Source organism: Tabrizicola sp. YIM 78059 (genome assembly GCF_004959785.1).
Lineage (GTDB): Bacteria > Pseudomonadota > Alphaproteobacteria > Rhodobacterales > Rhodobacteraceae > Tabrizicola > Tabrizicola caldifontis.
This window is the reverse complement of record NZ_SJZH01000001.1, coordinates 320,852-340,969: the sequence shown is the minus strand read 5'-3', so window position 1 is coordinate 340,969 and position 20,118 is coordinate 320,852. Positions and strand designations below refer to the sequence as shown.

The window sequence follows — 20,118 nt, the reverse complement described above, 5'->3', positions numbered from 1 at the left end:
CGGCAGAGTTGCCCGTGGCAAGAGAAAGCGCAAGGTGCCGCCCGGCCGGTTCTTTCCGCTTGACCACGCCAGCCTGCCGGTCGAAACAGCCGGCATGGCAACCGCGACCTTGACGATTGATCTTGATGCCATTGCCGCGAACTGGCGGGCGCTGGACCGGATGACCGGACAGGGCGTGCAGACGGCTGCGGTGGTGAAGGCCGATGCCTACGGGTTGGGGGTAACGCGCGTCGCGCGTGCCCTGGCCCGGGCCGGGGCGCGGCGGTTCTTCGTGGCCTACGCCGAAGAAGGCGCCGCCGTCCGGCAGGCGCTAGGCCCGGGGCCGCAGATCGCGGTTCTTTCGGGGCATTGCCCGGGCGACACCGAGATGATCCACGACCTGGATCTGACGCCGATGCTGAACAGCCTCGAGCAGATCACGAGGCATCTCGAGGCGCTGCCTGGCCATCCCTTCGGGGTGCAGCTCGACACCGGGATGAACCGTCTTGGCGTCGAGATGCAGGAATGGCAGGCGGTGGCATCGATCCTGGTCGAGGCCGGCCCGGAACTGCTGATGAGCCATCTGGCCTGCGCAGACGAGCCTGACCATCCGCTGAACGAAGCGCAGTTGCGCGTCTTTCATCAGATGACCGACGGCACCGGCCTGCCCCGCAGCCTGGCTGCGACGGGGGGCATCCTGCTGGGTCCGCGCTGGCATTTCGACCTGACGCGCCCCGGCATCGGGCTGTATGGCGGGCTTCCCTACGCTGCGGCACACCCCGTTGTCAGCCTGTCCTTGCCGGTGATCCAGACCCGCACGGTCGAACCGGGCGAGGCGGTCGGTTACGGTTGCACCTGGATTGCCGATCGCCCTTCGGTCATTGCCACGGTGGCAGCGGGCTATGCGGACGGTCTGCCCAGAACCCTGTCGAACCGGGTGCAGCTTTGGGATGGCGATGTGCCCTGCCCCGTGGTCGGCCGCGTGTCGATGGATGCGATCACCGTCGATGTCACCCATCTGCGCGAAGTGCCCGGCAGCCTTGACATCCTTGGTCCGAACCAGACGATAGATGGCCTTGCCGATGTGGCTGGCACAATCGGCTATGAAATTCTGACCGCGCTTGGCCCGCGCTATCAGCGCCGCTGGCAGGAGCGCGGCGCATGACGGCAATTCTTGGCGCCATCGGCCGCCCGGTCCTCGAGGCGCTTGCAGCGGTCGGCCGTGTCGGGCTGTTCACCGCGCAGGTTCTGGGTCACATCCTGCGCCCACCCTACTATCTGCGGGAATTCGGGCTGGCGCTGCTGCAGATCGGCTGGCTCTCGCTGCCGGTGGTCGGGCTGACGGCGATCTTCACCGGCGGCGCCCTGGCCCTGCAGATCTATGCCGGCGGCGCGCGGTTCAACGCGGAATCGGTGGTCCCAAGCATCGTCGCAATCGGCATGACGCGGGAACTTGGCCCGGTCCTCGGCGGGTTGATGGTGGCTGCGCGCGTGGCCTCCTCCATTGCGGCCGAAATCGGCACGATGAAGGTCACCGAACAGATCGACGCGCTGGTGACACTGTCCACAAATCCCCTGAAGTATCTGGCCGTCCCCCGCGTGGTCGCTGCGACCATTGCAATGCCGGTGCTGGTCGCGGTGGGCGATGCCATCGGCATCATGGGCGGCTGGCTGGTCGGGATCACGCGGCTGGACTTCAACTCGGCCACCTATCTGAAGAACACCGCCGACTTTCTCGAGGTCTGGGATGTGGGCTCGGGCCTGGTCAAGGGCGCGGTCTTCGGCTTCATCGTCGCGCTGATGGGCTGCTACCATGGCATGAACTCGGCCCGCGGCGCTCAAGGCGTGGGCCGGGCGACAAAATCGGCAGTAGTCTCGGCCAGCGTGCTGATCCTGGCATCGAACTATGTGCTGACCGAGATCTTCTTCACCTCATGATCGAGCTGCGCGATGTCCACAAACGGTTCGGCCAGAACCGCGTCTTGCAGGGGGTGAACCTCACCATCGCCTCGGGCACCTCGATGGTGATCATCGGCGGCTCGGGCACAGGGAAGTCCGTCCTTCTGAAATGCATCCTTGGCCTCGTGCGCCCCGACAGCGGAACGATCACTCTGGACGGGCAGGATGTGACCAAGGGCGACCGCGACGCCTTTCTTTCGCGCTTCGGGATGCTCTTCCAAGGGGGCGCCCTGTTCGATTCGCTGAAGGTCTGGGAAAACGTTGCCTTCCGGCTGGTTCGCGGCGCGAATGCCTTGCCGAAAGCCCAGGCGCGCGAGGTCGCGATCGAGAAGCTGCGCCGCGTCGGCCTGAAGCCCGAGACCGCCGACCTCTACCCTGCCGAACTTTCAGGCGGCATGCAGAAGCGCGTGGGCCTTGCCCGCGCCATCGCAGCCGAGCCAGAGATCATCTTCTTCGACGAACCGACCACCGGCCTCGACCCGATCATGGCTGGCGTCATCAACGATCTGATCCGCGAGATCGTGGTCGAGATGGGGGCGACCGCGATGACGATCACGCATGACATGTCCTCGGTCCGCGCGATTGCCGACAACGTGGCAATGCTGCACGGCGGCGTGATCCGCTGGACCGGACCGGTCAGCGAATTGGACGCGACGCCAGACCCCTATGTGCAGCAGTTCATCCACGGCCGGGCGGAGGGGCCGATCGAAAGCATCCGCTGAACCCACCCGCTCCTTCCTCGCTGCCCAGATATCCCACAGGGGTCCAGGGGTGTGAAAGCCCCGGTGCAACGGCAGCCATGGGAGACCCGCCTTGAAATACTTCAACCTTGCCCTGCTGATCCTGTTCCCGGTGGCCTGGTTCGCGCCGCTTCTGCGCGCAGCGCTTCTGCCTGTCTTCGGGATGGACGAGATCTCGGTCGTGACCGGATTGCAATCGTTATGGCGGTCCGACCCGGCCTTCGCGCTGATCGTGACCTTCCTTGCTGTTTTTGCCCCCTACATAAAAACGATCGGCCTGGCGTTGCTGCACTGGGAACTCCTGTCTCCGCGGCTGCTGCCGGCGCTGGAGATCCTTGGCAAACTTGCCATGGCCGAAGTGTTCCTGGTCTCACTTTACATCGTCATCGCCAAGGGTGCGGGCCATGTGACGGTCGAAACCGCCTGGGGTCTTTACCTGTTCACCGGGTGCATCCTGGGGTCCATCCTCATCGCATGGCAGACCGGACGAGGCTCACGCCGGGGCTGAGGCCCGGTGCGCCGGCATCACCTGCCCCGGATCCGCGGGTCCAGCGCGTCGCGCAGTCCGTCGCCGATGTAATTGACCGAAAGCACCGTGAGCGAGATCGCGAGCCCAGGGAAGATCACCCGCTCCGGGTAATACTGGAAGTAGTCGAGCCCTTCGTAAAGCAGCCGACCCCAGGTCGGGAAGTCAGGCGGGAAGCCAAGGCCGAGGAAGCTGAGCACACTTTCGGTGATGATCGCTTCGGCCACGCCCAGCGTCGCCGCCACCATGACCGGCGAGACCACGTTCGGCAGGATGTGGCGCAGGATCACCCGGAACGGCCGCGCACCGATCGACCGCGAGGCAAGCACATATTCCCGTTCTTTCAGCGCCAGAACCTCGCCGCGCACGATCCGCGCTGCCTGCATCCAGCTGGTGATGCCGATGGCGCTGACGATCAGGACAAAGGCGCCCAGCTCGGGCCCCAGAACCCCGGCGATGCGATCGCGGAAAAGCATCACCATGACCAGCAACAGCGGGATCAGCGGCAGCGCCAGGAACATGTCGGTCAGGCGCATCAGCGGCCCGTCAAGCCGCTTGAAATACCCCGCCAGCACGCCGATCAGCGTGCCAAGGAAGATAGCGATCACCATGGCGACAAAGCCCACCGCAAGGCTGACGCGTCCCGCGGCCATCATCCGCTGCATCTGGTCGCGGCCCAGCTGGTCGGTGCCCATCGGATGAACGAGACTGGGGCCGAGGTTCTTCGACTTAAGCGCCTCGACGACCGAAAGCTTCTCGGGCGACCAGACCAGCGGTCCCACCACCGAGAAGATGATCAGCAGTGTCAGAACCACCAGCCCGAACACCGCGCCGCGGTGCTTGCGGAACTGCGCCCAGACCGCAGCCCGAAGCGATTCCGGCGGGGGCACCCCAAGATCGGTGTCAGTCATAGCGGATCCTCGGGTCGAGCATGCCGTAGAGAAGATCGGCAATCAGGTTAAAGGTCACGATCAGGATCGCGAAGATGAAGGCCAGCGTCTGAACCATGGGAAGGTCATTGCCGCGGATCGCCTGGATCAGCGCCGAGCCGATGCCGTTCACGCCGAAGAGGTTCTCGGTAATGATCGCGCCACCGAAGATCGACGGGATCCCCAGCGCGATGACGGTAACGACCGGAATCAGCGAATTGCGCAGGACGTGCTTCAGCACGACGGTCCTTTCGCTCATCCCCTTCGCGCGCGCGGTGCGGACGTAATCCTGGCTCATGTTTTCCAGCATCGAGGACCGCATGTAGCGGCTGATCGCTGCGGCATTGGCAAGGCCCAGAACCATCACGGGCATCGCCATCTGGCGCAGCTGTTCCTTGAAGCTTGCCCAGTCGGTCACGACCAGCGTGGTGTTGTATTTCGTGGGGAACCAGCCAAGCCAGACCGCGAAGATGATGATGAAAAGCGTGCCGGTGAAAAAGGTCGGCACCGAAAAGCCGATCATCGCGAACATGGTGCCGAACTGGTCGAACAGCGAATATTGCCGGTAGGCGGAATAGATCCCGATCGGCAGGGCGATCAGCACGCCGACCAGATAGGCGGTACCGATGACCGTCAGGGTCTGCGGCAGGCGTTCGCCGATCAGCGGAAAGACCGGGCTGCGGCTCTGGTAGCTGATGATGCGCTGCATGCCTTCGGCGTAATGTGTTCCGAAGATCGCGTCGAAACCGTTCAGAGGTTCCACCCAGAAGAACTGCTTGAGCCACAGCAGATAGCGGATGTGGACCGGCTCGTTCACCCCCAGCGCCTCGAGGATCTTGGCGCGGACCTCGGGCGGCACGGTCAGCGGGATTTCCGAGGCAGGCGATCCGGGGGCCAGATCGACCAGCAGGAAGATGACGAGACTGATCAGCAGAAGCGTCGGGATGGCCAAAAGAAGCCGTCTCAGCGTGTAGGTGAGCATGGGCGGGCGCCTCGGGTCAGCAGTCTAGCGGCAAAGAGGGTGGCGGGAGCCCCGGGGCCCCCGCCGGCCGGGCGGGTCGATGACCCGCCCGAGGTTAGGATCATTTCACGCGGAACCAGTCCTGGGCGTTCCACAATTCGGTGTCCCAGGTGTTCAGGACCACGCCGCCCAGCGTGTTCGAGGCCGCCGACAGACGGCCGCGATCGACCAGCGGGACCACGACATAGGAATCCTTGGTCAGCATGTCGTTCAGCTTCTTGGCAATGGCTGCGCGTTCTTCCATGGCCGATGTCTTCGCCAGTTCATCCACCAGCGCATCATACGCAGGGTCGCAGAAACGGTTGATGTTTTCGCCCTGCCACTGGTTTTCCGGGCCCGGGATCTTGTCGCACTTGTACTGTGCCAGATAGGGTTCCGGATCGGTGCCGTCGAAGTTGTTGGCATACATCTCGACGTCGGCATAGAACTTCTGGAAGGTGTCGGGCGAGCCCGGGTCACCACCGAAGAACACGGAGGCGTCGATGTTCTTCAGCTCGACTTCCACGCCCAGTTCCGTCCACCAGTCCTTGATGACCGCCTGGAAGTCCTGCCGGACCGGGTTGGTCGAGGTCTGGTAAAGAATGCGCAGCTTCTGACCGTCCTTGTCGCGGATTCCGTCGCCGTTGGTGTCGGTCCATCCCGCTTCTTCCAGCAGCGCCTTGGCACCTTCCATGTCCTGCGGGATGCACTCGGTGTTGTCCGACGCGAACATCTCGGGCGCGGGTACCAGGTTGCAGGTTGGGCGACCCGCGCTGCCATAGCCGATGTCCACCAGGATCTGCCGGTCGATCGCCATCGACAGGGCCTTGCGCACGCGGATGTCGGACAGGAACGGATGCGGATGCTTGGTGGTTGAACGCTCACCTTCCGGCAGGGCCGGGTCGGGGTTGGTCAAGTTCATCTCGATCCGCTCGACCAGGGTGCCGAAGCCGTTCAGCAGCACGCCCTTGCCGGCAGCCGACATCTGCGCCTGCTGTTCCGGGTTGATCTGGGTGTTCCAGGCATAGTCGAATTCGCCCGTTTCCAGTACGGCACGGGCAGCCGCCACGGCGTCGCCGCCCCCCTTTACGGTCATGGTCGCAAAGGCCGGTTTGGCCGGGTCACGATAGTTGGGGTTGGCCGCCAGGCTGACGGTGTCGTTCACCTTGAAGTCGGTCACGACGAAGGGCCCCGTGCCGATCGGCTTGAAGTTCTGTTCGGTGCAGGTCGAGGCTGCAGCGCCAAGGCAGTTCTCGAACTGGGCCTTCTGAAGGATGGGCGAGGTGCCCCCCACGAAGGCCTGGTAGGGGTTTGGCTTCGGGCCAGAGAACTTGATCACGATGGTCAGATCGTCCGGGGTCTCGATGCTTTCGATCCCTTCATAGCGCGCGGCCTGGGCACAGCCGCCTTCGGGATGCGTGCAGTATTCCCAGGTGAACTTGGCGTCTGCCGAGGTTACGGGCGTGCCGTCCGACCACAGCAGGCCCGGCTTCAGCTTCCAGGTGATCTGGGTCAGATCCTCGGTGATGCCGCCGTTCTCCACGGTCGGAATCGACTCGGCCAGACGCGGGAAGACCACGCCCTTGTCGTCAAAGCCCGCCAGGCCCTCAAGGACCAGCGAGGCGGTTTCCACATCCTTGGTGCCCGAGCTGAGGTAGGGGTTCAGGATCGAAGGCGCCTGCCAATACAGCACGTTCACATGACCGTCGGCCCCGCGCTCGGCAAAGGCAGCGGGGGCGAAGGCCACCGCAGCGGCGGCGCCCAGAAGGGCGGTTCTCAGTTTCATTGCGACACTCCTTGTTGGTTGCGCTCTGTTGCCTCGGGTGCGCCGGTAGTCCCGGCGGCTTGTCGGCTTTCGAAAAGATGGCAGGCGACCAGACGGCCAGGTTCGACCTCGACCAGATCGGGTTTCACCTGCCGGCAGATGTCCATGACCTTCGGGCAGCGGGTGCAGAAATTGCACCCGACGGGCGGATTGGCCGGGGAAGGCACGTCACCTTTCAGGATGATCCGCTTGCGCCGCGCCGCGATTGCCGGGTCGGGTTCGTTCACCGCCGACAACAGCGCCTCGGCATAGGGGTGCAACGGGCGGGCGTAAAGGTCGGCCGAGGGCGACAGTTCGGCAATCCGGCCGAGATACATCACCGCCACACGGTCGGCCAGGTGGCGCACCATCGATAGATCGTGACTGATGAACAGATAGGTCAGCCCCAGCCGGTCCTGCAGATCCTCGAGCAGGTTCACAACCTGGGCCTGGATCGACACGTCCAGCGCGGCGATCGGTTCGTCGCAGACGATGAACCTGGGGTTCAGGGCCAAGGCCCGGGCGATGCCGATGCGCTGGCGCTGACCACCGCTGAATTCGTGCGGATAGCGATTGATGAAGCGGCGATTCAGACCGACCTGGTCCATCAGCTCGTGCACGCGCTCGATCTTCTTGTCGCGCGACCAGTCGGTGTGTTCGTCCAGCGGCTCGGATATGATCTGCGCCAGCGTCATCCTCGGGTTCAGGCTGGCCTGCGGATCCTGAAAGACCATCTGCATCGTCGGGCGTTTGCGGCGCAGGGCTTCGGGTGGCAGATGCGCAACATCGTCGCCGTCGATCACCACCCGACCGCCGGTGGGTTCGTAAAGCCGCAGCATGGCCCGGCCCACGGTAGACTTGCCGCAGCCGGACTCGCCAACCAGACCAAGGGTCTCACCCGCCTGGATCGAGAAGCTCACCCCGTCCACCGCCTTCACGTTGCCAGTATGGCGGCGCAGTATCCCGGTATAGATAGGGAAATACATCCGCAGGTCCTCGACCTGGACCAGCGGGGCCGGGCGCGTGTCAAGCATGGGCCGCCTCCACCCGCGCGGGGGCCTGCCAGTGGCAGGCGACATCGTGGCCCTGCCCCACCGGGCGGCCATCCACCGGCCGCCGCGCCGGGTTCATCCGGTCGCAAGCATCATGCCGATATTCGCAGCGGGCCCGGAACGGGCAGGCGGCAAGGGGTGCGCTGAGGATCGGCGGCTGGCCCTCGATCACCTTCAGCCGCGTCTCGCGCGGGCCATTGATCCTGGGGATAGTCTGAAGAAGCGCGCGGGTATAGGGATGTTGCGGATTGGCGAAAAGTTCGCCCACCGGGGCCTGTTCCACCACCTGCCCGCCATACATCACCATCACCCTGTCGGCGATGCCTGCAATCACGCCCAGGTCATGCGTGATCCAGATGATCGCCATGCCAAGCTTCTGCCGAAGATCCTTCACCAGTTCCAGGATCTGCGCCTGGATTGTCACATCCAGCGCCGTAGTCGGTTCGTCAGCGATCAGCACGTCCGGGTCGCAAGCCAGCGCGATGGCGATCATCACCCGCTGGCGCATGCCGCCGGAAAACTGGTGCGGGTAGGATTTCAGCCGTTTCCGCGCGTCCGGGATGCCGACCAGCTCCAGAAGCTCCACCGCCCGACGTTCAGCCATCTCCTTGGTCATGCCCAGATGTTCTCGCAGGGGCTCCATGATCTGGTCGCCCACAGTGAAAACCGGATTCAGGCTGGTCATCGGATCCTGGAATACGAAACCGACCCTCGCACCCCGAACTTCGCGCAGGGCCTCGGGCGACATCTTCAGAAGATCCCGCCCGTTCAGCAGCACCTCGCCCTTGCGGATGTCTGCCGGCGGCGACGGAAGCAGCCGGATCAGCGACATCATCGTGACCGACTTGCCCGAGCCGCTTTCACCCACGACGCCCAGAAGCTCGCCGCGCCTGAGCTGGAAGCTGACGTCGTTCACGGCATGGATTTCGCCCCCGCGGGTGCGGAAAACCGTCTTAAGGCCCCTGACGTCAAGGACTGGCGCGGCCCCTTCGGCCATCAAGTGCTCCCCCGTGTCGTCTTCTTTCTTGTTTTTGTTCGTCTTTTTTGGGATCGACAACTTTCGGTTGCCGACACTTCGGGCCACTGTTCCCGATTTCCCGCACTCTATCAATCCCGTTTCGCCGTGCGATTCCACAGCAGCTTGCCGGCAGATTGACCGATTTGCCGGTCATTCCGCCAGATATTGACAGTTCCGGGGGCCGACGACAGGCTGGCCACAACATCTGGGAAAAGTGTCGATGCCCGAAATGCAGGTACTGACGTCGCGTCAGATCCTTGACCGGCTGGTCATGTTTCCGACAGTGAGTCGCGATTCGAATCTCGGGCTTATCGACTGGCTGGAGGGTTACCTGTCAGGCCACGGCGTTCGCTGCTTCCGGCACTGGAACGAGGACCGCCGGAAGGCCGCGCTGATTGCCCATGCCGGGCCATGGAAGGCAGGCGCCTTGGTTCTATCGGGCCATTCCGACGTGGTGCCGGTGGACGGGCAGAGCTGGACCACCGACCCCTGGACGGTCAGCGAACGTGACGGGCGGCTTTATGGCCGCGGCACCTGCGACATGAAAGGCTTTGTCGCATTGGCCGTCCGGGCGCTGGTCGAGGCGCAGCGCCGCGGCGTAAGCCGGCCGCTGCAACTTGCGCTTTCCTATGATGAGGAGGTGGGCTGCACCGGTGCACCGCCGATGATCCGCACCATGCAGGAGGTGGTACCGAAAGGCAGCGCCGCAATCATCGGCGAACCCAGCCGCATGGGGCTGATCACCGGGCACAAGGGCGGCACCGGCTATCATGTGCATGTGAAAGGCCATGAAGTGCATTCCTCGCTGCTGCCCTACGGCGTCTCGGCGATCATGGAGGGGGCGCGGCTCATCGACTGGCTGAACGATGTGAACGCCGAGCTTCAGGCCCGTACGCCGACGCCGCTGGCCGCCGCCTTTCACCCGCCCTTCACCACGCTGCATGTCGGCATGATCCGGGGAGGCACGGCCCACAACATCACGGCGGCCGACTGCCACTTTTCCGTCGAGATGCGCGTGGTGCCGGGCGAGTCGATCCCCGACTGGGAGGCGCGGTTCGAGGCAAGGGTCCGCGAGATCGAGGCCGCGATGCGAAAGGTCCGCCCCGAGGCTGCGATTCACCTGGATCGCTTCTTCGGCGTCCCGGGACTGCAACCCGAAAGGAACGGCGAGGCAGAAGCCCTGGTCCGCCGCCTTACCGGCGACAACGCGACCGGCGTTGTCAGCTATGGCACTGAAGCAGGCCAGTTCCAGCAGGCGGGCTATTCTGCCGTCATCTGCGGCCCCGGCGACATCGCCCAGGCACATCAGCCCGATGAATACCTTGAAATCAGCCAATTCGAGGCCGGCCAGCAGTTCATGGAGCGGCTTCTCGAGGCGCTGGCATGACGCCATTCCGCCCCCCACCCCAGCAGGGGCACCGGATACGTCCATCCCTGCGGTGTCGCGCACCGCATGTCGCCCCGCGCCGCCCTGCCCCATTTGTGCAAGACGGATGGACCGGCGGGGACCTTGCAGCAGATCCTGAGCCATGACCTTCCCGATCACCGACGCAAACCCTGTCCGCTTTGCCGCCCCCTTGCCGCCACGTGTCGGTATCGTGGTGATCGGCGGCGGTGTCATCGGGGTGATGACGGCCTTCTTCCTGAGCCGTAAGGGCCATTCCGTCCTGCTGCTGGAAAAGGGCAGGATCGCCGGCGAACAGTCTAGCCGCAACTGGGGCTGGGTGCGCCAGCAGGGCCGGGATCCGGGCGAATTGCCGATCATGGTGGAAAGCCTGTCGATCTGGAAATCGCTTTCGCACGAGATGGGCGAAGCGCTTGGCTTCCGGCAGACCGGCGTTCTGTATCTGGCGAAGACCGAACGCGAAATGGCGGGCTTCGCGGCCTGGATGGATCATGCGCGGGCGCACCAGCTCGACACCAGGCTGTTGACGGGGGCAGAGACGGCAGCGCTGCTCAAGGGTGCCGTGGCCCCCTGGAAGGGAGCGATCTACACCCCTTCGGATGCCCGCGCCGAGCCATGGACCGCTGTTCCCGCGCTGGCCGCACGCGCTGCCGAAATGGGGGTGGCGATCCGGGAAGCCTGCGCGGTTCGCGCCCTTGACCTGGCAGCAGGCAGGGTTGCCGGTGTGGTGACCGAGGCAGGCCGGGTCGCCTGTGACCATGTGGTGGTTGCCGCGGGCGCGTGGTCGCGACTGTTCCTTGCCAGGCACGGCATCGGTATTCCGCAGTTGTCCGTGCTTGCCTCGGTCGCCGCCACGGAACCTTTGCCCGAGATCTTCCCCGGCAACGCTGCCGACGACGACTTCGCCTTTCGCCGGCGCGCGGACGGGGGATATTCCATCGCGCCGGGAGGAGCCGAGCATGACTTCTTCATCGGCCCCGACGCCTTCCGATCGTTCAGGGTATACACACCGATCCTGAAGAAGGAATGGCGATCGTCCAGCTTCCGCCTGCGTGCGCCGAAGGGTTTTCCTGATGCCTGGAGCACCCCCCGCCGCTGGGCCGAGGATCAGCCGACCCCGTTCGAGGCGATGCGCATCCTGAACCCCGCGCCGAACCTGCGCACGCTGGGACGGGTGCAGGACGCCTTTGCCCGCGCCTTTCCTGGACTCGGTCGGCCAAAGCTGCGCACGGCCTGGGGCGGCATGATCGACACGATGCCCGATGTTGTGCCGGTGGTGGACCATGGCCCGATTCCCGGCCTGACGATCGCCACGGGAATGAGCGGGCATGGCTTCGGCATCGGGCCGGGCATGGGGCGCGTGGTGGCCGACCTGGTGACGGGTGGCCACGTCGGCCACGATCTGTCGCGGTTCCGGTTCCAGCGGTTCACCGATGGCACCAGGATTGCGCCAGGCCCAAGCCTCTGAGACGCTGGCGGAAATCCCGCCCTATATGCTGACCATCCGGCCCGCGGCAACACACGGGCGCTTCGGTGGCTTATTCACTCCTCGCCGGTCCGGTGCAGACGGGGCAAAGCGGGGGCCCCAGTCGGCCTAGCTAAGGTGATGTCGGATACGGCGGATCATCAGCCAGACCCCCAGAACCACGACCGGCACCAGCCCGGACAAAAGCGCGCCATGACTGATGCCGAACCGATAGGCCAAAGGTTCCAGCAGGTAGGCCATCAGGTTGACGGCGTAGTAGCTGATCGCCACGGTCGAAAGCCCCTCGACCGTGCGTTGCAGCCGCAGTTGCAGGTCGGCCCGCCGGTCCATCGATTCCAGAAGCTTCTGGTTCTGCGCCGAACGTTCCACATCCACCCGGGTGCGCAACAGCTCTGCCGCCCGCTCTGCCCGCTCTGCCATGGCCTTCAAACGCCCCTCGGCCGATTTCACGGTACGCATGGCAGGGTCGTAACGACGCATCATGAATTCGCCAAAGGTCTGCCGACCCTCGATCCGCTGCTCGCGCAGCACCTCGATCCGCTGGTTCACGATCGCCTCATAGGCCGCCGTCGCCCCAAAGCGGAACGAGAACTGCACGGCGAGGCTTTCCAGTTCCGCCGAAATGGAAAGCAGGTCATGCAGCGCCGCCTCGGGGGCAGGTTCGGCATTGTCGAGGCCCGACACCAGGGCCGACAAGCGCGGATCAAGTGCATTCAGCCGCGCCGTCAGGTCGCGTGATCGCATCAGGCCCAGCATCGACATCGCGCGATAGGTTTCGATCTCGCACAGGCGCTGCACGATCCGGCCGACACGGCGCGGGCCTGTGCCGGGTCGCACGAACACGGCAAACCGCATGTGACCCGCCGGGTCGATACGGAAGTCGCCCGCAATCACGGCGGCGCCATCCACCACCCGGGACACGGCAAGGCTTTCGGGCACGAACCATTCGTCCAGTTGGGCCAGAAGCTCGGCGTCCGAGGCAGGCAATGGCGCGATGCGGATCATGACAGAAGTCAGCCGCTTGCCGGGTGCCTGGGCCAGCCAGTCCTCGGGCAGCACCTCGGCATCGGCCGGATCGAACGGGCGCTTCGACAGCCCGCGCGAAAAGGCGGAATAGGTGACGAATTCGGTGTGGCTTTCCCACTTCAGCTCTGCGCGGCCGATCGGGCCCTGGAAATGGGTGGCGCCGGGCTGGGGATGCTGGCTTCCGTGCCGGTCGAGCAGCGCCACAAGATGGGCAAGATCCTTCTGCCGGTCGCGGTTGTGCGCCTGAACCGGCTCCTTGATCGCGACATAGACTGCGGTCGATGGCACCTGCAACGCCGGAAAGGGCCTGGCGTGCAGTTCATTGACGGTGGCATAACGCAGGGGATGGTCGGCGATCGGCATCAGTTTTCTCGAACAGGTCGGCGTGACAGGTAGGCCGTACTTGGCACGCTTTCCAGAAAAATGCCGGAATACAAGGGTATGCCGGCGAGGTGTTGCAAATTTCGCTCTGCGGAAAGGCAGGGCCGAGGCCCGCAGCAAGCTAACGCTTGGGGATCCAACTACAATTGCGTCAGGCGGAATTCAATTGCGTCAGGCGGAATTCCTGGCCTGGCAAGACGACCCCGGCAGAAGCGCTCCGGGAGGCTGAGCAAGCTGAAGGCTTGGCCCCTGGCATGTTTGCCCGATCCGAAACCGACAAATATCCACCAAAGGGACTGACGTGATGAACGAGGGGTGGCTTGCGGCCAGGTCACCGCATCTGGTCAGCTGTGATTGTCGAAAAGGTTTGTGCCCCTGCGCGTGCAGGCCGGACCAGAAGGCCCGGCCTGCGTGAATCAGTCGATCAATGGCAAGAGGCTGTCGATGCTTTTCTTCGCGTCGCCGTAGAACATCCGCGTGTTCTCCTTGTAGAACAGCGGGTTCTCGATGCCGGAATAGCCGGTGCCCTGCCCGCGCTTGGACACGATCACCTGCTTGGCCTTCCAGACCTCCAGCACCGGCATGCCGGCGATGGGGCTGTTCGGGTCTTCCTGCGCGGCCGGGTTCACGATGTCGTTCGAACCGATGACGATGGCCACGTCGGTTTCGGGGAAGTCCTCGTTGATCTCATCCATCTCCAGAACGATGTCGTAGGGCACCTTGGCCTCGGCCAGCAGCACGTTCATGTGCCCGGGCAGACGCCCGGCGACCGGATGGATGGCAAAGCGGACATTCTTGCCCTTGGCGCGCAGCTTGCGGGTGAGTTCCGAAACCGACTGCTGCGCCTGGGCCACCGCCATGCCGTAGCCCGGCACGATGATGATGCTGTCCGCATCGTTCAGCGCCGCGGCCACGCCCTCGGCGTCGATGGCGATCTGTTCGCCCGTGACTTCCATCGCCGGGCCGGTGCTGTTGCCGAAGCCGCCGAGGATCACGCTGATGAACGACCGGTTCATCGCCTTGCACATGATGTAGGACAGGATCGCACCCGAAGAGCCCACCAGCGCCCCCACCACGATCAGAAGATCGTTCGAAAGCGAAAAGCCGATGGCCGCCGCCGCCCAACCCGAATAGCTGTTCAGCATCGACACGACGACCGGCATGTCCGCGCCGCCGATCCCCATGATAAGGTGGTAGCCGATGAAGAAGGCCGCCAGCGTCATCACGATCAGCGCGAGGGTAGAGCCGGATTGCAGATAGACGACCAGCAGGACCAGCGACAACAGCGCCGCGCCCGCGTTCAGCAGATGCCCGCCCGGCAGCTTGGTGGCCTTGCTGTCCACCTTGCCCGCGAGCTTGCCGAAGGCGATGACCGATCCGGTGAAGGTGACTGCGCCGATGAAGACGCCGAGGAAGGTCTCGATCCTCAGGATCGTCACCTCGGCCCCGGTCTTATGCGCGATGGTCCCCGCAAAGCCGGTCAGCGCGGCGCGGGCGGCCTCGTCCAGTCCGGCGATGCGGATCAGCTCGATGTGGGTGTTGAAGCCGATGAAGACCGCGGCAAGGCCGACAAGGCTGTGCATCGCGGCGACAAGCTGCGGCATCTCGGTCATCTGCACGCGCTGCGCCACGACCCAGCCGATGGCGCCGCCGGCCAGGATCAGGACGACCGACAGCCACCACAGGCCCGCGCCGGGGCCGTAAAGCGTGGCCGCGACCGCCAGCGCCATGCCGACGATGCCATACCAGACCGCGCGCTTGGCGCTTTCCTGGCCCGAAAGGCCGCCCAGCGACAGGATGAAGAGGACAGCGGCGACGACATAGGCCGCAGTGGTGAATCCGTAAGCCATGTCTGTCCCCTTACGACTTCTGGAACATGGCGAGCATGCGCCGGGTGACAAGGAAGCCACCGAAGATGTTGATCCCGGCCATGAAGACCGCCAGCGCGGCGAGAAGGATCACGAGGAACGACCCCGAGCCGATCTGCATCAGCGCGCCGAGGATGATGATCGACGAGATCGCGTTCGTCACCGCCATCAGCGGCGTATGCAGCGAATGCGAAACGTTCCAGATCACCTGGAAGCCGACGAAGACCGCCAGCACGAAGACGATGAAATGGCTCATGAAACTGGCCGGAGCATACAGCCCCGCCAGCAGCATCAGCCCGCCGCCGATCGCAAGAAGCAAGACCTGCTGCCGGGTCTGCGCCCTGAAGGCCGCGACCTCCTGCGCGCGGCGTTCCTCGGGCGTCAGTTCCTTCGGCTTTTCCTTGGGCTTTGCCGCGGCGATGGCCTGCACCTTGGGCGGCGGCGGCGGATAGGTCACCGCCCCCATGTGCGCCACCGTGGCGCCGCGGATCACGTCATCCTCCATGTTGTGCAGGATGATCCCGTCCTTCTTCGGCGTCAGATCCGCCAGCATGTGCCGGATGTTGGTGGCATAAAGCGTCGAGGCCTGCGTCGCCATCCGGCTGGGGAAATCGGTATAGCCGATGATGATGACGCCGTTGTCGGTGACGATCCGCTGATCCGGCACCGTCAGGTCGCAGTTGCCGCCGCGTTCCGCCGCGAGGTCCACGATGACTGACCCCGGCTTCATCATCCTGACCATGTCCTCGGTCCACAGCTTCGGCGCCGGCCGGCCGGGGATCAGGGCGGTGGTGATGACGATGTCCATCTCGGGCGCCAGCTCGCGGAACTTGGCCAGCTGCTTTTCGCGGAACTCGGGGCTGGAAGGCGCGGCATAGCCGCCCGTGGCCGCCCCGTCCTGGGTCGGCTCGAATTCGAGGAACACGAAGTTCGCGCCCATCGATTCGATCTGTTCGGCCACCTCGGGGCGCACGTCGAAGGCATGGGTGATCGCGCCGAGGCTGACGCTCGCCCCGATCGCGGCAAGACCGGCAACGCCTGCTCCGACCACCAGCACCTTGGCAGGAGGGATCTTGCCGGCCGCCGTGACCTGGCCGGTGAAGAAACGACCGAAGTTGTTCGCCGCCTCGATCACCGCGCGATAGCCCGCGAGGTTCGCCATCGAGGACAGCGCATCCATCTTCTGCGCGCGGCTGATGCGGGGCACCATGTCCATGGCAACCACGGTCAGGTTCTTCTTTGCTGCCGCCTCCAGCAGGTCGGGGTTCTGCGCGGGCCAGAAAAAGCTGATCAGAGTCTGACCGTCCTGAAGCGTGGCGAGTTCGGTTGCATCCGGACCCCGGACCTTGACGATCACGTCCGCCGCTGCAATGACCGCCTTTGCATCAGGCAGCACCTCGACGCCAGCAGCGGCATAGGCAGCATCCGAAAACCCGGCCTTCGCCCCTGCCCCGGACTGGATGCAGGTCGTATGGCCCAGCTTTGCCAGTTGCACAGCCGAATCCGGCGTCATAGCCACCCGGTTTTCCCCCGGGAAGATTTCCGTCAACGCTCCGATCTTCACACTTTTCCCCCGCTTGCCTGGGCTGGTGTCCCGCCCCGAGTCATAAATTGACGCGATCACTTATCACCGCGCAACAATATTTCAAACCCCAGTTCTTCCGCCGTGCACCGCGTCATTTTCGCCCCAGCCAGCGCCGGGTCCGGGCCGCCCACAGGCCGAACTCGGGGCCGAAGGCAGCAGTCAGGCGGGCCTCTTCCTCAATGATGAAGCGCGTCTGGATCAGCCAGGTGAAGCTTGCCAGCAGCGGCAGCGCCAGGATCGCATCCAGCCACAGGATGGCACCAAGAAGGATGATTGCATCTGCAAGATAGATCGGATTGCGCGACAAACTGAGCAGCCCCGTGGTGACCAGCGTCGAGGGCATCCGGCGCGGAATGACGGTTGTCCGTCTCAGCGCCATCTGCGTCACCGCGGCGGCCATGATGAGCGCGCCCAGTAACACCAGAACCTTTCCCGCTGCCGCCCCCGCGTCACCAAGGACAGCGGGCGACACCAACGACAGCACCCAGACCGCCGCCACATGCAGCGCCAGCCAGGTCGGCGGGATGTCGATCTCGGACAGGATCGCGCGCACGGGAGGTCCTCCGGCCGCGATCTAGACAGAGCGCCGGGCGAGGCGCAAGCCGCCTTTCCCTTGCCCGATGCGGCAGCACTTGGCTTTCGCCACGACAGAGCGGATAACGGGTGATGAAGAGGAGACCGCCGATGCCAATCGATTTCGCCGCCAAGAAGGCCCAGTTCCATCTGCCCGAAGGTGTGGTGTATCTGGACGGCAACTCACTGGGGCCGATGGTCAACACGGTGCCGGCACGGGTGGATGCGGCGGTGCGCAACGAATGGGGCGAGATGCTGATCCGCGGCTGGAACCACGCCGGGTGGATGGCGCAGCCGCGGATGCTGGGCGACCGGATCGCCCGACTGATCGGGGCCGAGGCCGGCACGGTGGTTCTGGGCGACACGCTGTCGATCAAGGTCTATCAGGCGCTGGCCTCGGCACTGGATCTGAACCCGAAGCGCCGGGTCATCCTGTCGGATACCGGCAACTTTCCGTCCGACCTCTACATGGCCGAGGGCCTGTGCCGGACACTGGGCGGCCAATACCGGCTGAAGACCGTTGCCCCCGAAGAGGTGATGTCGGCCATCGACGAAAGCGTCGCCGTGGTCATGCTGACCGAGGTCGATTACCGCACCGGGCGGCGGCATCACATGGCCGACATCACCCGGCGCGCACATGAACTTGGCGCGCTAACCGTATGGGATCTGGCCCATTCCGCGGGCGCAATCCCCGTCGATCTTGTCGGCGCCAGGGCCGATTTCGCCGTGGGCTGCACTTACAAATACCTTAACTCCGGCCCCGGCGGCCCGGCCTTCATCTATGTTGCCCCGCGCCATGCCGACGCCGCGCGCCCTGCCCTTTCGGGCTGGCTGGGGCACGAGGCGCCTTTCGCCTTCGACCTGTCCTACCGCCCCGGCCAGGGGATCGAGCGGATGCGGGTCGGCACGCCTCCGGTCCTGCAGATGGCCGCCCTCGAGGCGGCGCTGGAGATATGGGAGGATGTGGATCTGCATGAGGTTCATGCCCAGTCGCTGCGGCTCCAGGACCAGTTCATCAAGGGGGTGGAAAGCCGCGCGCCGATGCTGCAACTGGCCACCCCCCGGTCGCATCTGATGCGCGGCAGCCAGGTGTCTTTCCGCCACCCCGAAGGTTATGCGATCATGCAGGCGCTGATCGCCGAGGGGGTGATCGGCGATTTCCGCGCCCCCGACATCCTGCGCTTCGGGTTCACGCCCCTTTACGTCGATGAAGATGACGTGGCCCGTGCGGTGAATGTCCTGACAAGGATACTGGACTACGGCACCTGGGACAGGCCAGAATTCAAGCAACGTGCGGCGGTGACCTGATGATCCGGCACATTTCACCCGAGACCATGCCGAAGCCCGCATCGCGCTACAGCCAGATCGCGCTGGCCGAGGGCGCGACCCGACGGCTGGAGATTTCCGGCCAGATCGGCATCCACCCCGACGGCACCCTGGCCGTGGGTCTGGCCGCGCAGCTGGACGTGGCCCTGGCCAATGTTGACCGGGCGCTTGCCGCGGTCGGCATGGGGCGAGACAACCTGATGAAGATAACCGTCTACCTGACAGAGAACAGCCCGGATGCGGTGGCCACCTACCGCGCGCGGCGCGATTTATGGGTGGGCGATGCGCCGCCTCCGGCGGCGACTCTGCTGATCGTGGCAGGCCTTGCTTCGCCGGCGTTGCTGGTCGAGGTCGATGCGGTAGCCGCCGGGTAGGGCCGGGGAATTCCCGATTGGCCGCGAATTCCGCCGGATTTCACGCGCCCGTGATCCAGACCGGGGCCATGCACCGTTTGACGGAACCTCACGGCCAAGTTACCGTCACTACATTGTTTCCCGGAGGCCCGATGCCTGTGGGCAAGAAAGCGAGTGCCTTATGCGCCAGACTGACATTTCCATGACCCGCAGGCTGATGGTCCTGCCCGCAGCCCTTGCCTTGATTGCCATGGCAGCCTGCGTCGATCCGACGATCAGCCCTTCGGCCTCGAACCAGAACCTGCCGAAGCCCGAAGAGAACGTCTATGTCGCCACGATGGATGCCGGGATCCAGATCCCGGCCCTGCCGGTCGATCAGATCCCGGAAAGCCACCGCCGGCAGGTGGTGACCTATGAAACGGATCAGGCGCCGGGGACGATCATCATCAACCCCAAGACACGACTGCTGTATTTCGTGACTGGCAAGAACAAGGCAATCCGCTACGGCATTTCCGTGGGCCGGGCCGGGTTCGAATGGTCGGGAGAGGCGATCGTCGCCGACAAGAAACCCTGGCCGACCTGGACCCCGCCGAAAGAGATGATTGCCCGTGATCCGAAGCTGGCAAAATGGGCGAATGGCCAGCCGGGCGGGCCGACCAATCCGCTGGGCGCGCGCGCGATCTATCTGACTTCGGGCGGCAAGGATTACGGTTACCGCATCCATGGCACGCCGGAATGGCAGTCGATCGGCCGCAATGCCTCTTCCGGCTGCATCCGCATGATCAACCAGGACGTGATCGATCTCTACGGCCGACTGAAGGGCGGCGAAAAGGTGATCGTGCTGACGGCGAACGGCGAAATGCCGAAGGGCCTTTACATACCCAAACCCCCGGCCCCGGCGAAGAAGGCCGAGACGCCGAAGCCCGCGCCGGTGATCCCGGCGAATGCGGTGCCGGCGCTGACCATCCTGCCGCCGCCTTCCATCGCCACAGGTGGCGGCACCCCCGCGGCTACCCCGGCTGCGGCGCCGGCCCCTGCACAGGCCTGCGCAACGGCCCTGACCGACGGTGTCTGCCCGCCTGCCGCGCCCGAGAACTGATCCGCGACC

18 protein-coding genes are annotated in these 20,118 nt (G+C 64.8%); 9 read left to right on the top strand and 9 right to left on the bottom strand.

Translation table 11 applies throughout. From position 1 onward, the window contains the following. The first annotated feature begins 94 nt into the window (after positions 1-94). The 4 genes from alr to EZM81_RS01570 all read left to right on the top strand — a co-directional run bounded on the left by alr (position 95) and on the right by EZM81_RS01570 (position 3,186). The gene (gene alr / locus EZM81_RS01585) at positions 95-1,144 is read left to right on the top strand and encodes an alanine racemase (protein ID WP_135446907.1); all 1,050 of its coding nucleotides are present in this window, start codon (positions 95-97) and stop codon (positions 1,142-1,144) included. Next, entirely contained in the window at positions 1,141-1,917 is a 777-nt protein-coding gene (locus EZM81_RS01580) for an ABC transporter permease (protein ID WP_136644534.1), read from the top strand. Before alr ends, EZM81_RS01580 begins: the two co-directional genes overlap by 4 nt. Further along, positions 1,914-2,660 carry an ABC transporter ATP-binding protein gene (locus tag EZM81_RS01575; RefSeq protein WP_136644533.1) on the top strand — a complete coding sequence of 249 codons (747 nt, stop codon included), beginning with the start codon at positions 1,914-1,916 and terminating at the stop codon, positions 2,658-2,660. Before EZM81_RS01580 ends, EZM81_RS01575 begins: the two co-directional genes overlap by 4 nt. 91 nt (positions 2,661-2,751) lie before the next feature. After that, a complete protein-coding gene (locus EZM81_RS01570; RefSeq protein WP_136644532.1) occupies positions 2,752-3,186 on the top strand; it encodes a paraquat-inducible protein A in 435 nt (144 codons plus the stop codon). A 17-nt stretch (positions 3,187-3,203) separates the two neighbouring features. On the opposite strand, the gene EZM81_RS01565 is transcribed toward EZM81_RS01570, so the two are convergent. From EZM81_RS01565 to EZM81_RS01545, 5 genes are all read right to left on the bottom strand, one after another. Further along, the gene (locus EZM81_RS01565) at positions 3,204-4,115 is read right to left on the bottom strand and encodes an ABC transporter permease (RefSeq protein ID WP_136644531.1); all 912 of its coding nucleotides are present in this window, start codon (positions 4,113-4,115) and stop codon (positions 3,204-3,206) included. Then, entirely contained in the window at positions 4,108-5,115 is a 1,008-nt protein-coding gene (locus EZM81_RS01560) for an ABC transporter permease (protein ID WP_135446918.1), read from the bottom strand. Before EZM81_RS01560 ends, EZM81_RS01565 begins: the two co-directional genes overlap by 8 nt. Before the next feature lie 100 nt (positions 5,116-5,215). Then, positions 5,216-6,919 carry a peptide ABC transporter substrate-binding protein gene (locus tag EZM81_RS01555; protein ID WP_136644530.1) on the bottom strand — a complete coding sequence of 568 codons (1,704 nt, stop codon included), beginning with the start codon at positions 6,917-6,919 and terminating at the stop codon, positions 5,216-5,218. Further along, positions 6,916-7,971, bottom strand: coding sequence for an ABC transporter ATP-binding protein (locus tag EZM81_RS01550; RefSeq protein WP_135446922.1), 1,056 nt, complete (start codon positions 7,969-7,971; stop codon positions 6,916-6,918). The genes EZM81_RS01555 and EZM81_RS01550 overlap by 4 nt, the downstream gene beginning before the upstream one ends. Then, on the bottom strand, positions 7,964-8,986 hold the full coding sequence (locus EZM81_RS01545; protein ID WP_135446924.1) for an ABC transporter ATP-binding protein: 1,023 nt from the start codon (positions 8,984-8,986) through the stop codon (positions 7,964-7,966). The genes EZM81_RS01550 and EZM81_RS01545 overlap by 8 nt, the downstream gene beginning before the upstream one ends. A gap of 250 nt (positions 8,987-9,236) precedes the next feature. Between EZM81_RS01545 and argE the strand changes: the two genes are divergently transcribed. Continuing rightward, positions 9,237-10,394: an acetylornithine deacetylase gene (gene argE / locus EZM81_RS01540; protein ID WP_371685708.1), complete on the top strand. Its 1,158-nt coding sequence runs from the start codon at positions 9,237-9,239 to the stop codon at positions 10,392-10,394. Positions 10,395-10,536: 142 nt separating this feature from the next. Continuing rightward, a complete protein-coding gene (locus EZM81_RS01535) occupies positions 10,537-11,880 on the top strand; it encodes an FAD-binding oxidoreductase (RefSeq protein WP_136644528.1) in 1,344 nt (447 codons plus the stop codon). Positions 11,881-12,006: 126 nt separating this feature from the next. On the opposite strand, the gene EZM81_RS01530 is transcribed toward EZM81_RS01535, so the two are convergent. The 4 genes from EZM81_RS01530 to EZM81_RS01515 all read right to left on the bottom strand — a co-directional run bounded on the left by EZM81_RS01530 (position 12,007) and on the right by EZM81_RS01515 (position 17,311). After that, positions 12,007-13,290, bottom strand: a complete 1,284-nt coding sequence (locus tag EZM81_RS01530) for a DUF3422 family protein (RefSeq protein ID WP_136644682.1) — start codon at positions 13,288-13,290, stop codon at positions 12,007-12,009. Between the two features lie 431 nt (positions 13,291-13,721). Then, positions 13,722-15,155, bottom strand: coding sequence for an NAD(P)(+) transhydrogenase (Re/Si-specific) subunit beta (locus EZM81_RS01525; RefSeq protein ID WP_135446932.1), 1,434 nt, complete (start codon positions 15,153-15,155; stop codon positions 13,722-13,724). A 10-nt stretch (positions 15,156-15,165) separates the two neighbouring features. After that, positions 15,166-16,737 (bottom strand): Re/Si-specific NAD(P)(+) transhydrogenase subunit alpha, encoded by a 1,572-nt coding sequence (locus tag EZM81_RS01520; protein ID WP_135446934.1) that lies wholly within the window; start codon positions 16,735-16,737, stop codon positions 15,166-15,168. Positions 16,738-16,849: 112 nt separating this feature from the next. Further along, entirely contained in the window at positions 16,850-17,311 is a 462-nt protein-coding gene (locus tag EZM81_RS01515; protein WP_248298101.1) for an isoprenylcysteine carboxylmethyltransferase family protein, read from the bottom strand. Positions 17,312-17,442: 131 nt separating this feature from the next. On the opposite strand from EZM81_RS01515, the gene kynU reads away from it, so the two are divergent. From kynU to EZM81_RS01500, 3 genes are all read left to right on the top strand, one after another. Further along, on the top strand, positions 17,443-18,639 hold the full coding sequence (gene kynU / locus EZM81_RS01510) for a kynureninase (protein WP_136644527.1): 1,197 nt from the start codon (positions 17,443-17,445) through the stop codon (positions 18,637-18,639). Beyond that, positions 18,639-19,031: a RidA family protein gene (locus EZM81_RS01505; RefSeq protein ID WP_136644526.1), complete on the top strand. Its 393-nt coding sequence runs from the start codon at positions 18,639-18,641 to the stop codon at positions 19,029-19,031. The genes kynU and EZM81_RS01505 overlap by 1 nt, the downstream gene beginning before the upstream one ends. Positions 19,032-19,212: 181 nt before the next feature. Then, positions 19,213-20,109: a L,D-transpeptidase gene (locus EZM81_RS01500; RefSeq protein WP_136644525.1), complete on the top strand. Its 897-nt coding sequence runs from the start codon at positions 19,213-19,215 to the stop codon at positions 20,107-20,109. Positions 20,110-20,118: the final 9 nt, after the last annotated feature.